This is a genomic window from Nitrosomonas sp. ANs5 (genome assembly GCF_050584665.1).
GTDB lineage: Bacteria > Pseudomonadota > Gammaproteobacteria > Burkholderiales > Nitrosomonadaceae > Nitrosomonas.
This window is the reverse complement of sequence record NZ_JBEUDO010000034.1, coordinates 1-18757: the sequence shown is the minus strand read 5'-3', so window position 1 is coordinate 18757 and position 18757 is coordinate 1. Positions and strand designations below refer to the sequence as shown.

The window sequence follows — 18757 nt, the reverse complement described above, 5'->3', positions numbered from 1 at the left end:
ATCCTCTTTGAAAAATTTTGATATAATTTATTAGCATATCTATATACCAAAAATGTTATGAAGTCAAACCGGGACCATGGATTAGCGCGCGGGCATGCTATTCGGATTGCCGTTAATGCGGGATCACCAGAAGACATGCTTGAGTGAGTGAATCCGGCATCCCCGGTTGGTTGCTGTTTTTGTAAGCACTGGATCTGTTGCCCTCGCAGACCTGGCAGTGGTTGCGCATGACCGGCGATTACGAAGATAGCCAGGCATCCAGACGCTGCTGGAGCGCATCGTATGGGCAATAGCCCATGGTTATCAGCCGCTGCCGAGCTGATTTCTCGGCCACAAGTGCTGGAAACCCGGTGATGCCCCATTCTGCCGCACGGCGGAAATGACCGAGAGTTTGCTGTTTTACCTGGCCGGACTCGAAAGTCTCGATGAAACTGGCAGCCGGTATGTGCAGACCGGCTGCCAGTTTTTCTAGGTTATCCGGCTGCGTGACATCTACCTGTTCAAGGTAAAACGCCCGTTGCACAGCCGAAAAGAATGGAAAGACTTGTGAAGGCTCGATCAGTGCTACGCTGATCAGCGCCCGGCTGGCAGGTTCGGTGTCATAAATGAAATTTTCCGGCAGGGCATTTTCGAAGTTGAACGGCTGGCCCGTTGTGGCCTGTACGGATTGCCAATGATGCAGGATCTCTGTTCTTTTGGCCGGCGCCCTCCCAGCAGCAGCTGGATAGCTAGACGCTGCGAGTATTCCGTTCTGATTCGTTCTATGACAGGCGCGAACCCCCAGCACCATGAGCACATGGGGTCTGCCACATACCATAGTGTGGGGGCGGTCATGTTGGCAATTCAGGCTGGGCAGGCGGGCAATCACGCTGCCGAACGCGAGGCACGTTTGCGTTCATGTTCGAGCAACAGGCGTTTGCGGATCCGGATGCTTTTGGGCGTGATTTCCACCAGTTCATCATCGGTGATGAATTCGATTGCGGATTCCAGTGTGAGCTGGATGGGGGGCGTCAGCACGACTGCTTCATCGTGACCCGATGCGCGAATGTTGGTCAATTGCTTGCCTTTGATCGGATTGACGACTAGATCGTTGTCGCGGCTGTGTATGCCGATGACCATGCCTTCGTACAGCGGATCGCCGGGGCTCACGAACATCCGCCCGCGTTCCTGTAGTTTCCACAGCGCATACGCGACGGCTTCGCCATTCTCGGCCGAGATTAACACCCCATTCTTGCGTGACGCGATGTCCGGGCGCATCGGTGCATATTCATCAAAGACGTGACTCATGATGCCGGTGCCACGTGTCATGGTCAGGAATTCCGATTGAAAGCCAATCAACCCCCGAGCAGGAATGCGATATTCCAGGCGTACCCGCCCGCGCCCATCCGGAATCATGTCCAATAGATCGCCGCGTCGCGTACCCAACGCCTCCATGACAGGGCCCTGATTGGCTTCGTCAACGTCGATGCTCAGGACTTCGAACGGTTCGCATTTGACGCCGTCGATTTCCCGAATTACCACGCGGGGGCGCGAGACTGCGAGCTCGTAGCCTTCGCGTCGCATGTTTTCAAGTAGTATCGTCAAATGCAATTCGCCCCTGCCCGAGACCAGGAAAGAATCGGTTTCGCTGGTTTCTTCCAGCCGCAGGGCGACGTTGGTCAACAGTTCTTTTTCCAGGCGCTCGCGCAATTGGCGGCTGGTGACGAATTTGCCTTCGCGGCCTGCGAAAGGCGAGGTATTGACCTGGAAGTTCATCGAGAGTGTGGGTTCGTCGACGACTGGCATCGGCAGCGCTTCGGGATGCTCGATATCCGCCAGCGTGGTGCCAATACTGAGTTCTTCGATGCCGCTGATCAGCACGATGTCACCGGCAGCCGCTTCACTCAGCTGGATCCGGTCCAGGCCTTGGAACCCCGAAACCTGATTGACGCGCGCTTTTTTCATCGCTTGATCACCGGTCATGACCATGACATCCTGCCCTGGCTTGATGCGGCCGCGATTAATGCGTCCAATCCCGATGCGCCCGACAAAGCTCGAATAATCGAGTGCGTTGATCTGCAGCTGCAGCCGCCCGTCGGGATCACCGGCGGGCGCTGGCACATGTTTGAGGATCATGTCGAACAGCGGACGCATATCTTTGCTGGGCTGATTCAAGTCCAGTGTGGCAAAGCCGTTCAGCGCGGAGGCGTAGACTACAGGAAAATCCAGTTGTGCTTCTGTCGCGTTCAGTTTGTCGAATAGATCGAAAGTATGATTCACTACCCAGTCGGGTCGGGCACCCGGCCGGTCGACCTTGTTGACGACTACAATCGGGCATAAACCCAGTGCCAGGGCTTTGCGGGTGACGAACCGGGTTTGTGGCATGGGGCCTTCCACGGCATCCACCAGCAGCAGGACGCCATCGACCATCGATAGCACGCGTTCGACTTCGCCGCCGAAATCGGCGTGCCCAGGGGTATCCACGATATTGATATGCACACCCTCATAGTCGATTGCACAATTTTTCGAGAAAATGGTGATGCCACGTTCGCGTTCAATGTCGTTGGAATCCATGACGCGTTCGGCTATCGTCTGGTGTGCGGCAAATGTGCCGGCTTGATGCAGGAGTTTGTCGACCATGGTGGTTTTGCCGTGGTCTACGTGGGCAATAATGGCAATATTGCGGAGCGGGCGTGTCATAATAAACGTGTCCTTGAGAATCAATCTGGGCGGGCTAGCTAAATTCATTATTATAACAGCGGGTCGGCCCGGCGCATGCATTGCTGCCAGTAAATTATTTATTACATTCAGGAAAAAAATCGATGTTTACAGGAATCGTTGAGGCTGTTGGTCGAATCAAATCCGTGGATGCCGGTGGTGATGCCCTGCGTATCCATATCGATCCTGGCGGCATGGATTTATCTGACGTTGCCATCGGTGACAGTATCGCTGTCAATGGTGCGTGTTTGACGGTGACCGCGCTGGAAAATAATTCTTTCGCGGTCGACATATCGGGCGAAACTCTAAACTGCACTTGTGGTCTGAACCTTTCTGATAATCCAGTTAACCTCGAAAAAGCGTTGCGGCTCTCCGACCGGCTGGACGGTCATCTGGTAAGCGGCCATGTCGATGGCGTGGCGGAAGTGACGCAATTCCGGCAGGCAGGTGATCGTTGCCTGCTCGCGATCCATGCACCCGAAGCGCTATTGCAATATATCGCCCCCAAGGGATCGGTTACGGTCGATGGGGTCAGCCTGACGGTGAATCAAGTCATAGACCACAGTTTTGAAGTCAATCTTATTCCCCATACATTACACAACACGAATTTCAAATATCTTGAGCAAGGCAAAAAAGTGAATCTCGAAATCGATATCGTGGCGCGCTATGTGGCGCGCTTATTGAACCGGGCATGACGACAGATATGGTCATCAGTCCAATAGAGGAAATTCTGGCCGATTTCAAGGCCGGCAGAATGGTTATTCTGGTCGATGAGGAAGATCGCGAGAATGAGGGCGATTTGGTGCTGGCTGCGGACTTTGTCACGCCGGAAGCGATCAATTTCATGGCCAGGCATGGCAGAGGGCTGATTTGTCTGACCTTGACCGAAGCCCGTTGCCAGCAACTCAAGCTGCCGATGATGGTTGCAGCCAATCATGCGCCATTGGGCACCAATTTCACGGTTTCGATCGAAGCGGCCAGTGGTGTCACGACGGGTATTTCTGCCGCCGACCGTGCTTGCACGATCCAGGCAGCGGTCAAGCCGGATGCCAGGCCTGAGGATCTGATTCAGCCTGGTCATATCTTCCCGCTCAAGGCACAGAAAGGTGGCGTGCTGGTGCGCGCAGGCCATACCGAGGCGGGATGTGACCTGGCACGCATGGCTGGATTGACCGAGGCGGCTGTGATATGTGAAATCCTCAAGGAGGATGGCGAAATGGCGCGGCTGCCGGATTTAATCGAATTTGCCAGGCAGCATCAGCTAAAAATTGGAACGATCGCGGACCTGATTCATCATCGCAGTCTGACTGAGAGTCTGGTCGAGCGGATAGCCGAACGGCCGATACAAACTGCCCAGGGAGCATTCAGGCTGATTGCTTACCATGATAGAATGCTCGGCGTGACGCATCTTGCACTGGTAAAAGGTGTGCCGAGTGCGGACAAGGAAGTGCTGGTGCGTGTACATGAACCGCTGTCCGTGATCGATATACTTGAAATCGATGACTGTACGCATTCCTGGAGTGTGCACGACGCGATGTCTGCCATTGCGCGCGCGGAGCAAGGGGTGATTGTGTTGCTCCATCGAAAAAATGATGCGCATATCCTGACAGAGCGCATTACCCAGACCCGACCACGCCAGCAAGATAAACCTACCACTGATTTGCGCCATCATGGCATAGGCGCTCAAATTCTGAAAGACTTGGGTGTTGGTAAAATGCGCTTGCTGGCCACTCCCCGTAGAATGCCCAGTATGACAGGCTTCGGTCTGGAAGTGACCGGTTATCTGGAGCCTGAACGCCGCGTGTGTGACTGAAGGACTTTTCCAGCCATCAGTAATCAATTTCATTCTTTAAGGAGCATTCCGTATGGCTTACTATGACAATATTCTTGAACTCGATACAAGTCTTATGGGTAATGGGCTCCGCATTGGCATTGTCATGAGCCGTTTTAATATCGATGTCAGCGAAGGATTGCTCGGTGCCTGTACCGCAGAGCTGATCAAACAGGGTGTGCTGGAAGCGGATATGCTCCTGCTGACAGTACCCGGTGCGCTGGAGATTCCGATTGCCTTGCAGAAAATGGCCATGTCCGATCAATACGATGCCTTGATCGCACTGGGCGCAGTCATTCGCGGCGATACTTACCACTTCGAGATTGTGGCCAATGAATCCGCACGTGGTTTGGCCTCGGTCGCGCTGGAGTGTGATATTCCCATTGCTAATGGCATCCTCACCACCGAGAGCGAGGATCAGGCACTGGCCCGCATGACGCAGAAAGGGATTGACGCCGCACAAGCCGCGCTGGAAATGGCCAATCTCACATTGAAACTTGATGAAATTGACCAATCTACTGATGTATGACCTTGTCTGATCCTATCGCGCCTGCCAAGCCGGCGCCGAAATTCAAAAAGCGCCGTCATTTGTCACGAGAGCTTGCTTTGCAGGGGATCTATCAATGGCGGTTGGCTGGCGGCAATGCCAGTGATATCGACGCGCAGCTGCGTGAAGCCAAAATTTTCAGCAGAGTCGATGTCACATATTTTTCGGATTTATTGTATGGCGTGCTGAAACATGTCACTGCATTGCAGGAACAAATTCAGCCATGCCTGGATCGTCAGTTGTCTGAACTCAGTCCCGTGGAGTTTTCGATTCTATCGCTCAGCACCTATGAGTTGGTTCACCATCCGGAGATACCTTACCGGGCGGTTATCAATGAAGCGATCGAATTAGCCAAGAGCTATGGCGGCACTGACGGACACAAATATGTCAATGGTGTTTTGGACAAACTGGCCGGCCGCCTGCGGCCCGATGAGTTGGCGCTGCACCGTGCCCGCTCGTTCAAACAGAATTAATCCGCCTAGGAGGCTGTCCGAGAATAGCGATCGTAGCGAGGGCGAGGCTGGTTGAGATGGATTTTTCGATCATTTGAGGCGAATAGTTGTTCTATTTAACGAAAAGGAACGTAAAATCCGGCCAATCAGGCTCGTCCGCAGTAGATCAGTCTATTCTCGGACAGCCTCCTAGCGGGAACAGGGATTATCTGTCCCCAGCAAGGGTTAGTATCGGTGATGAATTCCGAGTTTGACATCATCCGCCACTATTTTTCTCGTGCACCCAGGCATGCGTTATTGGGCGTGGGGGATGATGCCGCATTGGTCGCTTGTTCGCCAGGGAAGAATTTGGCCATTTCGACCGATACATTGGTGGCGGGGCGACATTTCTTCCCGGATGTCGCGCCCGACAAGCTGGGTTACAAGGCGCTCGCCGTGAATCTGTCTGATATGGCGGCGATGGGCGCGATGCCGCGCTGGGTAACGTTATCCCTGACATTGACCGAGGCGCTGGCGCAAAACGACGATTGGCTCAAGGGTTTCGCCAGTGGCTTCTTCGCATTGGCGGATTTATACCAGGTCGAGCTGATCGGCGGCGATACGACGGGCGGGCCGCTTAATATCGGGGTGCAGATTATCGGTGAAATTCCGGCCGGTAAGGCGCTCAAGCGCAGTGGCGCAGTGCCAGGCGACGATATCTGGATCTCGGGAGAGCTCGGAAATGCTGCCATGGGACTGGCGTATTTGCAGCAGCGCCTGGTATTGACAGCAGAGGAGGCTTCGCCTTGCCTGCGTGCGTTGCATGCACCGGTCCCTCGTGTCCGGCTTGGCCAGAGAATGCTGACGCTGGCGCATAGCGCCATTGATGTTTCAGATGGGTTGGTAGCCGACTTGGGTCATATACTGGCACGCTCCGATGTTTCGGCGGTCATCAATTTCGAAAAGATTCCCTGTTCTTCGACCTTAAAAAATAAATTGTCCCTGGAACATGCCAACCGGCAGCTGGTTATTGACTGTTTGTTGGCGGGCGGGGATGATTATGAATTGTGTATGACTGCACCTGAAAGCAAACGTGAAGCTATTGTGCAGCTTGCACAAGAATTGGGCGTTCCTCTTTCCTGTATCGGCAAGATTGTGACAGGAAGCGGATTGACTATTCTGACTGCCACTGGAAATCCTTTAACTGTTGAGAGAAAAGGTCATGATCACTTCCCTGCCCGATAATTATTCACCACAACATCGACGCCCATTGAAGCCGGACATTACGTTCGTGCATGTCAGACTGGCGCATTTCGTTGCCATGGGTGCGGGTATTGGTTTGATACGCTTTGCGCCCGGCACGATGGGCACGCTGGTGGCATTTCCGTTTTATTGGTTTTTGGAAACACTGGTCGAACCCATTTCACTTTTACTGATTATTGATGTCTTCTTTATTCTGGGTATCTGGGCCTGTGCTGTGACGGGCCGGGCACTCGGTTCGCCCGATCATTCCGGCATGGTGTGGGACGAGATTGTAGCCTTCATGCTGGTATTGTTTTTTACCCCGGATCACTGGCTTTGGCTGCTTGCTGCTTTTGTATTATTCCGTTTTTTCGATATCGTAAAACCCGCACCGATTGGCTATCTGGACAGCAAGCTCAAAGGAGGACTGGGTGTCATGCTTGATGATTTGGTCGCAGCCTTCTATACGTTACTTTGCCTGGCGGGCTGGAAGTCTATGGTGCTGTTTGAGAGCTATTTCTAATGCCTGATGGCCGTTCCGAGCCGAGTGATCAAGCATTGCTGTGCCTGGCCCAGCAGTTGGGAGATGTCCTCAGGATAAATGGATTGCTACTGGCGACTGCGGAGTCCTGTACGGGTGGCTGGATAGGCCAGGCAGTGACCGCTGTACCGGGCAGTTCCGCCTGGTATGACCGGGGGTTCATCACCTATAGTAATCCGGCCAAGCAGCAAATGCTGTGCGTGCAGTCAGCGACATTGAAGACTTATGGCGCGGTTTCCGAGCAAACTGCCAGGGAAATGGTGCAAGGAGCGCTTAAAATGAGTGCGGCGCAGGTTGCTGTGGCAGTCACGGGGATAGCCGGGCCCGATGGCGGGTCGGTGCAAAAACCGGTTGGAACGGTTTGCTTTGGCTGGATTGTTAAGGATCAGATATTAAATAGCGCAACCTGCTTGTTTAAAGGCGATCGTGAGACTATTCGGCGACAGGCCGTCACTACCGGGTTGCAGGGCACCCTCGATCTTCTGCAATCCTATTCTCAACTGGCCTGAACGTGCGCTTGCGCACCATCTGCTTTGCACGGCAATGTATCGTCGCAATGGCTATGACGTTGAAGAGATGGGCCTGGAATAGAAATTTCCAGACCACTTTTGAACAAATGGTGCTGGATGAACAAGCCGACGACCCATGGCCGCACGGTATTTGAATGTTAAATCCTGTTAGAATATATCGTGAAGCTGGCTAGACAGTCGCTGCCTGGGTAACCAGGGAGAGGAAAGTCCGGGCTCCATAGAGCAGGATGCCGGTTAATGGCCGGCCGCCGTGAGGTGAGGAATAGGGCCACAGAGACGAGCGTATTAAGTTACGGTGAAACGCGGTAACCTCCATCCGGAGCAAGACCAAATAGGCAGATGATGACGTTGCTCGCCGAGTCTGCGGGTAGGTTGCTTGAGCACATGGGTAACCATGTGCCTAGATGAATGACTGTCCATGACAGAACCCGGCTTATCGGCCAGCTTCGCTTTTCCTGAGCCAACCAGGCACTGCTGCTGCAACGATTGTGTCCGCCTGTGTTCCCGTTTTCTTCCTCGCGTTCAGCTGTATTTCTTTATTTTGCTCCGGTATGACTTCAGGGCAAGCGTAGAAACCAACTCATATTTTGCAGTACGCAAGCAACTACTCGCACAACCCTATCCAGGGGTTACTGTCGCCGGGCCATGGCACATCCCATGTTTGCGCGCTGTGTACAAAACGAAAAGGGCGATAGATTGTGCTATCGCCCTTTTCTGGCAATTCAACTATTCAAGCGTTTGCTTAGAAATCGTGACGTACGCCTACAGAGTAGACATTACGGTCAGCATCGCCGACAACGATATTTCTATCGTTTACCCAGACGCGTTGGTAACCACCAAACAGGCTGGAACGACGGCTCAGGTTGTGAATGACGCCGACGGTGATGTTTTCAACGTTGCGTCTAGCGGATGCGCCAAAGATACCTCTCGCGCCCTGGCTTTTCGCTTTGGTCATACCGCCTTGTGCGATCAGCATGGTGTTGCCAATGGTGTAGTCGGCACCCAGCATCCAGAGATAACCATCACCGTTTGCATTCATTGCGGAGTTGCATTGACCACGGCCGCCATCCAGGCTGATAGGTCCGACAGCTTGGCCAAAGGCAGCCGCATCGGTACAGGTTGCCGCGCCGCCGAATGGGTTGGCATTGTTGACATATTCATATTGCCCGCGTAAACGGAACTCATCGTAGCTCAGGCTAGCACCGCCACGGTAGATTTCTTCATTTCTTCCGCCGACATCTTTCTGCCATTCACTTCTATTGTCTCTGGAATAGCCACCAAAAACGTCTACACCTAGCGCGTCAAATTGTGCGCTGTACTTGGCAGCAATCTGGAAATCCCATTCGCCATTTTTGCCGCCGGCGTTGGTAGGATCTCCACCTACGCCGAAGTTGTTTACAGCAGGACTAAGTTTGTCAGCGCTGCCGGGCATCAGCAAAGCGGACAAGGAGAAGCCTTCTACGACTGGGGAGTCATAACGTACTGCGCTGTTGACAAAACCGTTGTCACCCGCACCATAGCCATTCAATGAGGAAACCATCAGACCACCACTACCGGTGGCGTGCAAGCTGGTGTAGGCGAATGGATCGATGGTTTGGCCACCGGCAAAATCTTTGAAAGGCGATTGTACGCGGCCGAATTTCAATTCACCCCATTGATCGCCGCCCAGACCGACCCATTGTTCACGTGCGGTTTGTTGTCTGCCCGAGCCTGGGTTGATAGCAAATTCAACCCGTCCCAATGCACGCAAACCCATTCCCAGGTCTTCAGCGATTTGCAGACCCCAGCGGGATTGCAAAGCATCATCGGTAATCGCTGTTTGATTTCTGAATCCATCGATATCAATGGTAGCGTATTCAGCTTGCAAGCGGCCGAAGATAGTGACATGCGTGCCTTGAGCGGAAGCCATCAATGGCGCTGCCAATGCTCCGGCCACAGCCAGAGAAATCAGTCTTTTTTTCATTTGAAACTCTCCTTAAAGATTAAAACAACCACAATCAACGATAAAGATCGTAATGTTGAACATTGCACATTCAAAATCTACCGAGGGCATGCTTCTTGAATGTATTGCTTGATTCAGACCTTCCGGATCAGAAGGGTTAGTCGGATTGTGCCCAAGAGGAATCAGTCGCGCAACAATAAACAAGCTTTTCTTGCTTTTTATGCCTCCATTTGTTGTTTTTGAGCAACACATCGGCATTGCGAGTCAAGAAATCGGTGGATAGCAGGAAAAAGTCGCTGCCCGGAGTTGATGCGGTGGGTATCCCGGATCGCTCAGGGAAGCATAGTATGCGATTACCAACGCGCAAGGGCGATGCCTGTCCGTGCGATCATTCTCCGCTCGTGAATTTCTCCAGCGCGCGCCGGACACGCTTGGTTGGCCTGCCCTTGCCTTCGAAATGGGGTTGTGCTTTCAGTTTCTCGGCGAGTTCTGCGCGCGCCTGACGGCTTTCATCCGTTTCGTGGTAGAGCTTCTGTGCTGCCGTTGCGGGCCCGCGTTTATTTGATAATGCCAGCACTTCCACTTGATAATGATAAGGTCCGATACGGATATCCAGTCTGTCGCCCACCGAGAGGGTTTTGGATGGTTTGATCCGTGCGCCATTGATATACACCCGCCCCCGTTCGATCGCTTCGGCGGCCAGTGACCGTGTCTTGAAAAAGCGCGCGGCGAATAACCACTTGTCAATGCGGTATTTCTCGCTTGGAACCGGTGCACTCATTTAGCAATAGCCAGAAAAATGGAATGTGATTGACTCGGAATCTTCAATTGGGCCGGCTGAATTGTGTGGTTTTTGCCACATGGCAGGGCTTTGTTGCATGATTACCCCAGTTGTGAGCATCGTAGCAATCAGGCGGCTACGAAAATGACAACTTGTTTTATGTATCATGATGTAATTTAGCCATATAAACTCGCCTAGGAGGCTGTCCGAGAATAGCGATCGTAGTGAGGGCGAGGCTGGTTGAGTTGGATTTTTCGATCATTTGAGGCGAATAGTCGTTCTATTTAACGAAAAGGATCGTAAAATCCGGCCAATCAGGCTCGCCCGCAGTAGATCAGCCTATTCTCGGACAGCCTCCTAGCGGTCAACCGGGGATTCCGGACTGGATTTGCTAAAGCCGCATCAATTCATCAGCAATCCATGCTCATCGCATGACATGGCTGCATATTCTTCTTCGAAGAAAAATTTCTGTTCCCCAAACGCGGGACGCAAATCATCCAGCCAGGTTGCCTGTGCATCGTAACGGGCGAAGAATGGCCGTTGCACCCAGTCCGGATTGCGGCCTTGAATGAAGCGCAGCACGAAAACACGTTCCCCATTGATATCCGCCACGCCCTGGATTTCAACCTTGCCAGGACCTGTACTCATTGATGGCCCGCGCGCGGTGCGCCCCATGCCAGAAACCTGCTGGATCGCGGCACGATAAATTTTCCAGGCCTTGGCCAGCGGGACTTCGAAATAGCGTTTAGCACCGGTATTTCGTTCCACGAACATATAGTAAGGCACAATGCCCTGCTGGACTTGATCTTTCCACATTTGCGCCCAGATTTCGGCATCATCGTTGATGTGTGCAACCAGTGGTGATTGGCTGCGTATAACGACGCCGGTTTCGCGCAGTTTCCTGATTGCCTCGCGGGCGATGGGTGTATCCAGTTCGCGCCAATGGTTGCAGTGCGCCATGATGGAGACATGTTTGCCGGCTTGTACCAATTTTTCGAGTAATTGTAACAAAGCGTGTGCGTCATCATCCAGCACGAAACGGTGGGGCCAGTACGACAAGGCTTTAGTTCCGATGCGTATCGTCTGAAGATGCTCGAATGCTGGCGTGACCAGCGGCTCGAGATAGCTTGCCAGGTGGCGGGTTTTCATGATCATGGGATCACCGCCTGTGATCAGGAGATCGGTCACTTCCTGGTGTCGTCCCAAATATCGGTGCAACAGGGCGGATTCGCTGGTTGCGATGCGCAGCGATTTATCACCCACGAACTGGGCCCAGCGGAAGCAGAAAGTGCAGTAGCTATGGCAGGTTTGGCCCTGACTGGGGAAAAACAATACTGTTTCGCGGTATTTATGTTGCATCCCGTCGAGATGCTCGCCATCCAGGCGTGGCACGTTGAGTGACTGCTGTGCGGCTGGATGGGGGTTGAGCTGCTCACGGATCACTTTGATCGCAGTTTGCAGGGAAGCGGGATCAGCCTGGGTATTGAGCATCGATGCGATCCGATCAAAGTCTTCCGGTGCCAGCATGTCTTGTTGCGGGAAGGTAAGCTGAAATATCGGATCATGCGGAATGTTGCTCCAGTCTATCAATTCATCTATGACATATTGATTGACCCGGAAGGGCAGTACCTTGGCAACGACTCGCATGGCACGCCGCTGTGCGGGCGATAGCCGTGCTATTTGTGGAATGGCTTCGAGATGTTGCTCGGTATAGACTCGATAGTTTCTGACAGCGGTCAGATTCGTTAATGGATTGTTGTTATGGGTGCTTGAATAATCATATAAATGCATGAGTACGTCCTGAAAATTGCAAGGATTTACCAGGCGATCATTCTTGACGGGCTGCCATCTTTCGCAGCGAGTTCTCGGGAAGCCGAAGCGGCTCACGAGGAGTGCCCTGACCGCTAATTTTCTCTGCCCAGCGGCTACATTGTCAAGAATTGCCAGGTTGATAAGGTGTGCCGATGTGTATGGCGTTTATACACGAGCAGCCGAATATGTAAGTTTAGGAGGCCAGTGCAAAACTGTTGAAAAGTGGTGAATCAGGATCAAACAGTCATTTGCGGGTATCGGCCGCATGTGACGATGATCGCGTATTGGATCGCCTGTACCAAGGGTCTGCCAATCTGCTAGGCATACTATTGGCGTTTTTAGGCCGTGGTTAAGTAAGTTGGCGCTGACATCCTACTGGTCCAGAATCAGCACAAGGGCAGTTATGATAACATTATCTGCCAGTTAGCGCAGGTACATAGCCCGTTAACTCCCTTGTGCGTGGCCGGATTGGCGAAATATTGGCTTGGTAATCAGTTGGCGCCTGTGGAGCGTGCCAACCATTCGCGTCCTTTCAACATGGCATTCCAGTACAGCCAAGGAAAAAACTTTGCTTTGAGCTGCCAGTAAAATCTTCTGGGAACAGTCGGATCAAGTGGAAAGGAGGGCAGCAATTTGCCGCCATAACCGAACTCGGCCATTATCACCTTGCCACGCTCAACCGTCAGGGGGCAGGCGCCGTACCCATCATAAATGGTTTTCAGTTCGTGCCCTGCTTTGGCGGCGAGCAGGTTCTCGGCGACGATGACAATCTGTTTTCTGGCCGCAGCCGCGGTTTTGGCGTTGGGCGAAGAGCTTGCGTCACCCAACGAAAAGATGTTCGGGTAACGCGCATGCTGTAATGTTTGCGGGTTGACTTCACAGAAACCGCTGGCATCGGCCAGGGGGCTGTTGCGTAAGAAATCGGGAGCGACTTGGGGCGGCGTGACATGGAGCATATCAAAGGGTTTGTCTACCTGGCTGACTTGTCCCGAGCTGTCCTTGATCTCAAATGTTGCAATCCTATCGCTGCCATTGACTTTGATCAGGTTGGAATTGAAAGCCAGCTTGGCATGATAGCGCTTGATGTACTCCATCAAGGGCGGCACGAAATCCGCCACCCCGAACAGTGCTGGTGTGGCGGTATTGAATTCGACATCGATGTCATTCAGAACACCTTGGCGCAACCAATGGTCGCAGGATAAGTACATTGCCTTTTGCGGCGCGCCGGCACATTTGATCGGCATCGGTGGTTGTGTGAATAGCGCTTTGCCGTTCTTGAGTTGTTCGGTCAGAGACCAGGTATAGGGCGCCAAATCGAACCGGTAGTTCGAGGTAACGCCATTTTTGCCCAGCGTTTCTTCAATGCCTTCGATTTTCTCCCATGCCAGCCGAATGCCCGGGCAGACAATCAATTGACGATAGCCGATCGAGCGTCCATCCGCTAAATGAACCAGATTGTTATCCGGTGTAAAACCGCTGACTTCAGCCTGTATCCATTCCGCGCCCGGTGGAATGACATTGGCCGTATCGCGGACTGTTTCTGCAATGTCATATGCGCCACCACCCACCAGCGTCCATGCAGGTTGGTAGTAGTGTTTGGTGCTCGGTTCGATGATGGCGATGCGCAGAGAAGACTGGCGGCGTAACAGGCTCGCCGTGACACCGATACCTGCCGATCCGCCGCCTACCACCACGATATCGAATGCATTGTCCCAGTTGCAGGCCGCCAAAGTTTGTTTGTCAGCAGTCTGTGCAGGCGGAACGCTGTATGTTTTGGACGAACCTTCTTCCCAGCTGCAGGCGTCAGTGATGCGCTCTTCTTGCTTGCCAGCGACTTGGGTTGTTTCGCTTTGCTCATATAAGGCCTTGGCGCGCTTGCCCGAGCCGCAAAAAGCCAATACCGGGCCGGGCAGTTCTTCCAGCAGATGGTGGAATTCGGCGCACTTTTCAGCGGTCACTTTCCCAATTTCAACCGGCAGATAGGTAAATCGCAAGCCAGCTGCTTGCGCTGCATTTTCCAGCTCGGAGCTGGCAGGCTGGCTTTCCCCGCCTTCCCCATCGGGACGGTTGCAAATGATCGACTTGTAACCTGCTGCGGCGATCTTGGCGATATCTTCGGTGCTGATTTGTCCCGTGACAGCGACTTTGTCATCCAGCTTGTTCCAGTTTGCTTGGGGTGTTGTGCTCATGATGCGCTCCTCCTGTTGGGATACATTTGCATAATTGCCGGCATGACTAGGCATGCCAGGCTTTTCCGGGATATGTCAATTGGCTTATCGTGACGCGGTACCTCCGCTTGCCCGACGTGAATGCTCAAAGAGATTGTCGATAAAGGGCGCGGTGTCGTGCGTGCTGCGTGCTGCGTGCAGGCCGCTGTCCTGGCAATATAAATTGAATAGGGTCAGCATGATTTGAATGGCTTCCGGACTGGCAAGACTGTAGTAAATATATTTCCCTTGGCGTTCTGTCGATACGAGTTTTTCCTCACGCAGCACTGTCAGCTGTTGCGAGAGTGTGGGTTGTCGAATGCCCAGTTGCTGTTCCAGTTCGCCGACATTTTTTCTTCCTTGCATTAACTTGCATAGAATCAATAAGCGATCTTCGTTGGCCAGAATTCTCAGCATTGCACAGGCTCTGGCGGCAGCGGCACGTTCCTCTATCATTGCCGACAGGTCTGGCAGTTGTGCGGATGAATTAATCATTGTTCAAGTTTTAAAATTATAGGCATGATTCATGAAGTCAGCGTGCATTGTGTCGTGTTCCGATGGAAAATCTTTGTCAGTGATGACGGCTGCGGCGTTTTTCCAGCTGATCAAAAATCACCATCCCTGAGAGCATGGCAACGACGAATATAATCGCGCCTGAATGACCGGATGCAGCCAGCACTAATCCCGGTCCGGGACATATGCCCGCTATGCCCCAGCCCACGCCAAACGCGATGCTGCCCAGAATCAAACGATGGTCCAGAATATTGGAGGTGGGTAAATGCAGGGGGGATGCCAATAACGTCTGGCCACGTTTTTTTGCCAGCCTGAAGGCGAAAAAGCCGACACCTACGGCACCGGCCATCACAAAAGCGAGGGAAGGATCCCATTGCTCGGTGACATCCAAAAAGGCGAGCACTTTCGCAGGATTTACCATGCCAGACAGGATCAGTCCGATCCCAAAAACAAGTCCTGAGAGTAATGCGATAAGCTGGATGAGCATGAGTGTTTATCCTCTACATTGTTGCAATCTGATATTAACCGGCCAGGCTGGCATAATGATTTTTCGATGCGTAATCGATTTGGTTGCCAGCCCATGGTTTAGTGCAGGCCGTGCCGAAAGACATAAACCGTAATCATCCCCATTGTCATGAATAACAGGGTGGCCACGATTGAGCGCGGTGACAGGCGTGACAGGCCACACACCCCGTGCCCGCTGGTGCAGCCAGAGCCATACCGGGTGCCAAGTCCCACGATCAGCCCGGCCAGTGCGAGCAGTCCGTGGCTGGTTTCAACCTGGATGGCAGGCAGCTCGTCAAACCAGCGCCATAGCCATGGTGCCAGCAGCAAGCCGGCTACGAATGCAGCACGCCATCCGAAATCGCCCTTTTGTAATCTGAACAGTCCGCCCACAATACCGGATATACCAGCGATGCGGCCTGCAAAAATCAATAAAAATGCAGTGGCCAGTCCAATGATTGCGCCGCCGGCCAAGGCGCTTATTGGCGTAAAAGATTGCCAGTCAATCATGATGACACCTCAGTACGATAATCTATGTTTTAATAAAATGTATTGATACATTATAGCAATGTATATATTATAATCAACTAAAATATCAACTACCATAAGGAGCAGTTATGCAACCCAATATCCAGGCTTTCTTTGATTCGGCGACTTGGACTGTCAGCTACGTTGTATTTGACGAACCGGGCGGACATTGTGCGATTATTGATCCGGTTCTCGACTATGATCCCAAAGCTGGCAGGACCAAAAATACCTCAGCCGACAAATTGATTGAGTTCGTGCGATCAGAGCGCTTGACGGTCGATTGGATACTGGAAACGCATGCCCATGCCGATCATCTTTCGTCGGCAGACTATCTCAAATCGAAATTGGGTGGCAAAACAGCGATCGGGGATCATATTCCCAGTGTGCAAAGTGTTTTCAAGAAACTGTTCAATATGGAAGACAGCTTCAATCCTGACGGTTCGCAATTCGATCATTTGTTTGCCGATGGCGACACTTTTGAAGTCGGGCGCTTGCAGGGGAAAGTTTTGTTTGTTCCCGGCCATACCCCTGCTGATCTCGCTTATCAGTTTGCGGATGCAATCTTTATTGGTGATACCATGTTCATGCCGGATGTGGGAACAGCGCGGGCCGATTTTCCTGGCGGTGATGCCCGGCAGCTTTATCGATCAATTCAAAAATTGCTAGCCTTCCCAGCAGAAACGAGGTTATTCATGTGTCACGACTACCCGCCTACTGATCGCCCGGTCGAGTGGGAAACCACGGTGGCGGCTCAGCGTGCGCATAATATTCATGTCCATGACGGGGTGAGTGAAGATGAATTCGTCGCCATGCGTACAGCACGTGATGCAACCTTGGAGATGCCGGTCTTGATTCTGCCATCTGTGCAGCTGAACGTGCGCGCAGGCAAAATGCCGCCGGCGGAGGAGAATGGCTTAGCCTATTTCAAAATACCTATCAACGCTCTTTAGAGGCGCAGCCTGACGCTATGCGCTATGGTTCAACCCGTGCCATGGCCGATGGCGGCAAGAGCGGATAGCACGCTGATTGGATGTTATTTTCAGGAAGGAGAAACCGTATGGCGCCGAGTGACTGGAAACGGCGGCAATTCCTGCGAAACGCTGCATTGGCGTCACTTGCAGTCGGATGGCCTGGTCTTGTTTTTGCAGAAAGAAAATCCCAACAAATTGCAGGCAGTGAGTTTAAACCGGATGTGGAAATTGAGCTGGTCGCCAGGCGGGAGACTGTTTCCCTGAAACCCGGCCCTGCCACCCGAGTTTTCCGCTATCACGCTACCTTGCGCAAAGGCCCGCCTTCGACTCTTGTTGCCATGCCGGGCTATCTGGGACCCACCCTGAATTTCGCGCAGGGGCAGAAAGTCCGCATCATCTTCCATAATCAATTGCCGGAGCCGACTATCGCCCATTGGCATGGTTTGCACGTGCCACAAGTGATGGATGGTCACCCTATGTATGCCATTGCGCAGGGTCAGCAATATATTTATGAATTCGAAATCAGAAATCCGGCGGGCACAAATTGGTATCATTCGCATACCCATGAAATGACAGCCACCCAGGTCTACCAGGGATTGGCAGGATTGATTACGATTACCGATGAACAGGAGCAAAAGCTGGCGCTGCCTGGCGGAGAATATGATCTGCCGATTGTGATTCAGGACAGAAATTTTACCGCAGACAATCAGTTGCAATATCTGCGGCGTGGTATGCATGAGCGTATGGTGGGTTTTCTGGGCGATACGATTGTGGTGAACGGGCAGATCAAACCGGAAATTCCAGTTAAAACGCGTGCCTATCGCCTGCGCTTTTTTAATGGCTCCAACTCCAGAATTTATAAACTGGGGTGGAAAGACGGGACACCGCTTACAGTGATCGGCACTGATGGCACTTTGCTGGAGAAGCCCGAGACCTATCCTTATATCATGCTGGCGCCTGCTGAAAGGGTTGAGTGCTGGGTGGATTTCAGCGGACGCGAGCCTGGCACGGATCTCATGCTCTATAGCCTCGAATTTCAAGGTGCCATGCTGCGCATGGGCGGCGGCAGGCGTGGAGGCGGCGGTATGAGGCGGCACGGCATGCCGCAGGGCGCAGCATTTCCAGTGGTTAAATTTCACATTGCTGAAAAAGTCAGTGAGTCACCCGGATTGCCGGAAAACTTAACGCCATTTCATCGTCTGACTGAAAAGGATGTTTCGGATCCTGCCAGAGAGATTCCGGTCGCGCTCAGTATGAGGCGTATGTCGCCCCAGCTCAATGGCTTGTCGTTTGAGATGCTGAAGGTGGTGGATGCTGAACGTATTCCTGTCAATACCATCCAGAAAATCAGAATTTATCATGATGGTCATGGTATGCGGGGTGGCCGAGGGGGCGCGCGCGGAGGAAGGGGCGGCATGGGGATGACCATGCCACATCCCATTCACTTGCATGGAGAGCAGTTCCAGATACTTTCCCGCATCATGCATGATCAGAATACAGGCGACTATGACACTGTGAAAGACGGTTTTATCAATAGCGGCAGGAAAGACACAGTCTTGGTCATGCCGGGAGAAGAAGTGACTATTCTAAAGCCTTTCAATGATTACACCGGGCTATATCTTTATCACTGCCATAACCTCGAGCATGAGGATATGGGGATGATGCGCAACTTCCTGGTCA

General features: G+C 52.7%; 18 protein-coding genes and 1 other RNA gene. 10 read left to right on the top strand and 9 right to left on the bottom strand.

Translation table 11 applies throughout. The annotated features are described in order from the left end of the window. Nucleotides 1–238 precede the first annotated feature (238 nt). Both ABTW62_RS09270 and typA read right to left on the bottom strand, forming a co-directional pair. Nucleotides 239–817 (bottom strand): DsbA family protein, encoded by a 579-nt coding sequence (locus tag ABTW62_RS09270; RefSeq protein WP_430904299.1) that lies wholly within the window; start codon nucleotides 815–817, stop codon nucleotides 239–241. 47 nt (nucleotides 818–864) lie between these two features. Further along, on the bottom strand, nucleotides 865–2679 hold the full coding sequence (gene typA / locus ABTW62_RS09265; RefSeq protein ID WP_430904298.1) for a translational GTPase TypA: 1815 nt from the start codon (nucleotides 2677–2679) through the stop codon (nucleotides 865–867). 122 nt (nucleotides 2680–2801) lie between these two features. Here typA and ABTW62_RS09260 point away from each other — a divergent pair, with 122 nt between their 5' ends. The 8 genes from ABTW62_RS09260 to rnpB all read left to right on the top strand — a co-directional run bounded on the left by ABTW62_RS09260 (nucleotide 2802) and on the right by rnpB (nucleotide 8271). After that, complete coding sequence (locus ABTW62_RS09260; protein ID WP_430904297.1) at nucleotides 2802–3392, top strand: riboflavin synthase; 591 nt, start codon at nucleotides 2802–2804, stop codon at nucleotides 3390–3392. Nucleotides 3393–3400: 8 nt separating this feature from the next. Further along, nucleotides 3401–4510 carry a bifunctional 3,4-dihydroxy-2-butanone-4-phosphate synthase/GTP cyclohydrolase II gene (gene ribBA, locus ABTW62_RS09255; protein ID WP_430904311.1) on the top strand — a complete coding sequence of 370 codons (1110 nt, stop codon included), beginning with the start codon at nucleotides 3401–3403 and terminating at the stop codon, nucleotides 4508–4510. A 52-nt stretch (nucleotides 4511–4562) separates the two neighbouring features. Next, entirely contained in the window at nucleotides 4563–5057 is a 495-nt protein-coding gene (ribH, locus tag ABTW62_RS09250) for a 6,7-dimethyl-8-ribityllumazine synthase (RefSeq protein ID WP_430904296.1), read from the top strand. Next, the gene (gene nusB, locus ABTW62_RS09245) at nucleotides 5054–5548 is read left to right on the top strand and encodes a transcription antitermination factor NusB (protein ID WP_430904295.1); all 495 of its coding nucleotides are present in this window, start codon (nucleotides 5054–5056) and stop codon (nucleotides 5546–5548) included. The genes ribH and nusB overlap by 4 nt, the downstream gene beginning before the upstream one ends. A gap of 216 nt (nucleotides 5549–5764) precedes the next feature. Beyond that, complete coding sequence (gene thiL / locus ABTW62_RS09240) at nucleotides 5765–6751, top strand: thiamine-phosphate kinase (RefSeq protein WP_430904294.1); 987 nt, start codon at nucleotides 5765–5767, stop codon at nucleotides 6749–6751. Continuing rightward, complete coding sequence (locus ABTW62_RS09235) at nucleotides 6729–7271, top strand: phosphatidylglycerophosphatase A family protein (RefSeq protein ID WP_430904293.1); 543 nt, start codon at nucleotides 6729–6731, stop codon at nucleotides 7269–7271. Before thiL ends, ABTW62_RS09235 begins: the two co-directional genes overlap by 23 nt. Further along, on the top strand, nucleotides 7271–7798 hold the full coding sequence (locus ABTW62_RS09230) for a CinA family protein (RefSeq protein ID WP_430904292.1): 528 nt from the start codon (nucleotides 7271–7273) through the stop codon (nucleotides 7796–7798). Before ABTW62_RS09235 ends, ABTW62_RS09230 begins: the two co-directional genes overlap by 1 nt. 182 nt (nucleotides 7799–7980) lie before the next feature. Next, nucleotides 7981–8271, top strand: an RNA gene (rnpB, locus tag ABTW62_RS09225) — RNase P RNA component class A. A 290-nt stretch (nucleotides 8272–8561) separates the two neighbouring features. On the opposite strand, the gene ABTW62_RS09220 is transcribed toward rnpB, so the two are convergent. The 7 genes from ABTW62_RS09220 to ABTW62_RS09190 all read right to left on the bottom strand — a co-directional run bounded on the left by ABTW62_RS09220 (nucleotide 8562) and on the right by ABTW62_RS09190 (nucleotide 16088). Further along, on the bottom strand, nucleotides 8562–9782 hold the full coding sequence (locus tag ABTW62_RS09220; protein ID WP_430904291.1) for a porin: 1221 nt from the start codon (nucleotides 9780–9782) through the stop codon (nucleotides 8562–8564). Nucleotides 9783–10149: 367 nt separating this feature from the next. Beyond that, entirely contained in the window at nucleotides 10150–10542 is a 393-nt protein-coding gene (locus tag ABTW62_RS09215; protein ID WP_430904290.1) for an RNA-binding S4 domain-containing protein, read from the bottom strand. A gap of 402 nt (nucleotides 10543–10944) precedes the next feature. Continuing rightward, a complete protein-coding gene (locus ABTW62_RS09210; protein WP_430904289.1) occupies nucleotides 10945–12333 on the bottom strand; it encodes a KamA family radical SAM protein in 1389 nt (462 codons plus the stop codon). 512 nt (nucleotides 12334–12845) lie between these two features. Next, nucleotides 12846–14543, bottom strand: coding sequence for a TIGR01244 family sulfur transferase (locus ABTW62_RS09205; protein ID WP_430904288.1), 1698 nt, complete (start codon nucleotides 14541–14543; stop codon nucleotides 12846–12848). A gap of 84 nt (nucleotides 14544–14627) precedes the next feature. Then, nucleotides 14628–15056: an ArsR/SmtB family transcription factor gene (locus ABTW62_RS09200; protein ID WP_430904287.1), complete on the bottom strand. Its 429-nt coding sequence runs from the start codon at nucleotides 15054–15056 to the stop codon at nucleotides 14628–14630. A 76-nt stretch (nucleotides 15057–15132) separates the two neighbouring features. Beyond that, nucleotides 15133–15561, bottom strand: coding sequence for a DUF6691 family protein (locus tag ABTW62_RS09195; RefSeq protein WP_430904286.1), 429 nt, complete (start codon nucleotides 15559–15561; stop codon nucleotides 15133–15135). 98 nt (nucleotides 15562–15659) lie between these two features. Beyond that, the gene (locus tag ABTW62_RS09190) at nucleotides 15660–16088 is read right to left on the bottom strand and encodes a YeeE/YedE family protein (RefSeq protein WP_430904285.1); all 429 of its coding nucleotides are present in this window, start codon (nucleotides 16086–16088) and stop codon (nucleotides 15660–15662) included. A 107-nt stretch (nucleotides 16089–16195) separates the two neighbouring features. On the opposite strand from ABTW62_RS09190, the gene ABTW62_RS09185 reads away from it, so the two are divergent. Together ABTW62_RS09185 and ABTW62_RS09180 are read left to right on the top strand one after the other, a co-directional pair. Continuing rightward, nucleotides 16196–17056, top strand: a complete 861-nt coding sequence (locus ABTW62_RS09185; RefSeq protein WP_430904284.1) for an MBL fold metallo-hydrolase — start codon at nucleotides 16196–16198, stop codon at nucleotides 17054–17056. 107 nt (nucleotides 17057–17163) lie between these two features. Further along, nucleotides 17164–18757: multicopper oxidase family protein (locus tag ABTW62_RS09180; RefSeq protein ID WP_430904283.1), on the top strand; the 1594-nt coding region annotated here is incomplete at its 3' end.

Coding starts and splice junctions, on each gene's coding strand:
- ribBA (WP_430904311.1), top strand. CDS start 3,401: ATGGTCATCAGTCCAATAGAGGAAATTCTGGCCGATTTCAAGGCCGGC.
- ribH (WP_430904296.1), top strand. CDS start 4,563: ATGGCTTACTATGACAATATTCTTGAACTCGATACAAGTCTTATGGGT.
- ABTW62_RS09185 (WP_430904284.1), top strand. CDS start 16,196: ATGCAACCCAATATCCAGGCTTTCTTTGATTCGGCGACTTGGACTGTC.
- ABTW62_RS09195 (WP_430904286.1), bottom strand. CDS start 15,561: ATGCTCATCCAGCTTATCGCATTACTCTCAGGACTTGTTTTTGGGATC.
- ABTW62_RS09200 (WP_430904287.1), bottom strand. CDS start 15,056: ATGATTAATTCATCCGCACAACTGCCAGACCTGTCGGCAATGATAGAG.
- typA (WP_430904298.1), bottom strand. CDS start 2,679: ATGACACGCCCGCTCCGCAATATTGCCATTATTGCCCACGTAGACCAC.
- nusB (WP_430904295.1), top strand. CDS start 5,054: ATGACCTTGTCTGATCCTATCGCGCCTGCCAAGCCGGCGCCGAAATTC.
- ABTW62_RS09205 (WP_430904288.1), bottom strand. CDS start 14,543: ATGAGCACAACACCCCAAGCAAACTGGAACAAGCTGGATGACAAAGTC.
- thiL (WP_430904294.1), top strand. CDS start 5,765: ATGAATTCCGAGTTTGACATCATCCGCCACTATTTTTCTCGTGCACCC.
- ABTW62_RS09230 (WP_430904292.1), top strand. CDS start 7,271: ATGCCTGATGGCCGTTCCGAGCCGAGTGATCAAGCATTGCTGTGCCTG.
- ABTW62_RS09235 (WP_430904293.1), top strand. CDS start 6,729: ATGATCACTTCCCTGCCCGATAATTATTCACCACAACATCGACGCCCA.
- ABTW62_RS09215 (WP_430904290.1), bottom strand. CDS start 10,542: ATGAGTGCACCGGTTCCAAGCGAGAAATACCGCATTGACAAGTGGTTA.
- ABTW62_RS09190 (WP_430904285.1), bottom strand. CDS start 16,088: ATGATTGACTGGCAATCTTTTACGCCAATAAGCGCCTTGGCCGGCGGC.
- ABTW62_RS09210 (WP_430904289.1), bottom strand. CDS start 12,333: ATGCATTTATATGATTATTCAAGCACCCATAACAACAATCCATTAACG.
- ABTW62_RS09270 (WP_430904299.1), bottom strand. CDS start 817: ATGGTATGTGGCAGACCCCATGTGCTCATGGTGCTGGGGGTTCGCGCC.
- ABTW62_RS09260 (WP_430904297.1), top strand. CDS start 2,802: ATGTTTACAGGAATCGTTGAGGCTGTTGGTCGAATCAAATCCGTGGAT.
- ABTW62_RS09220 (WP_430904291.1), bottom strand. CDS start 9,782: ATGAAAAAAAGACTGATTTCTCTGGCTGTGGCCGGAGCATTGGCAGCG.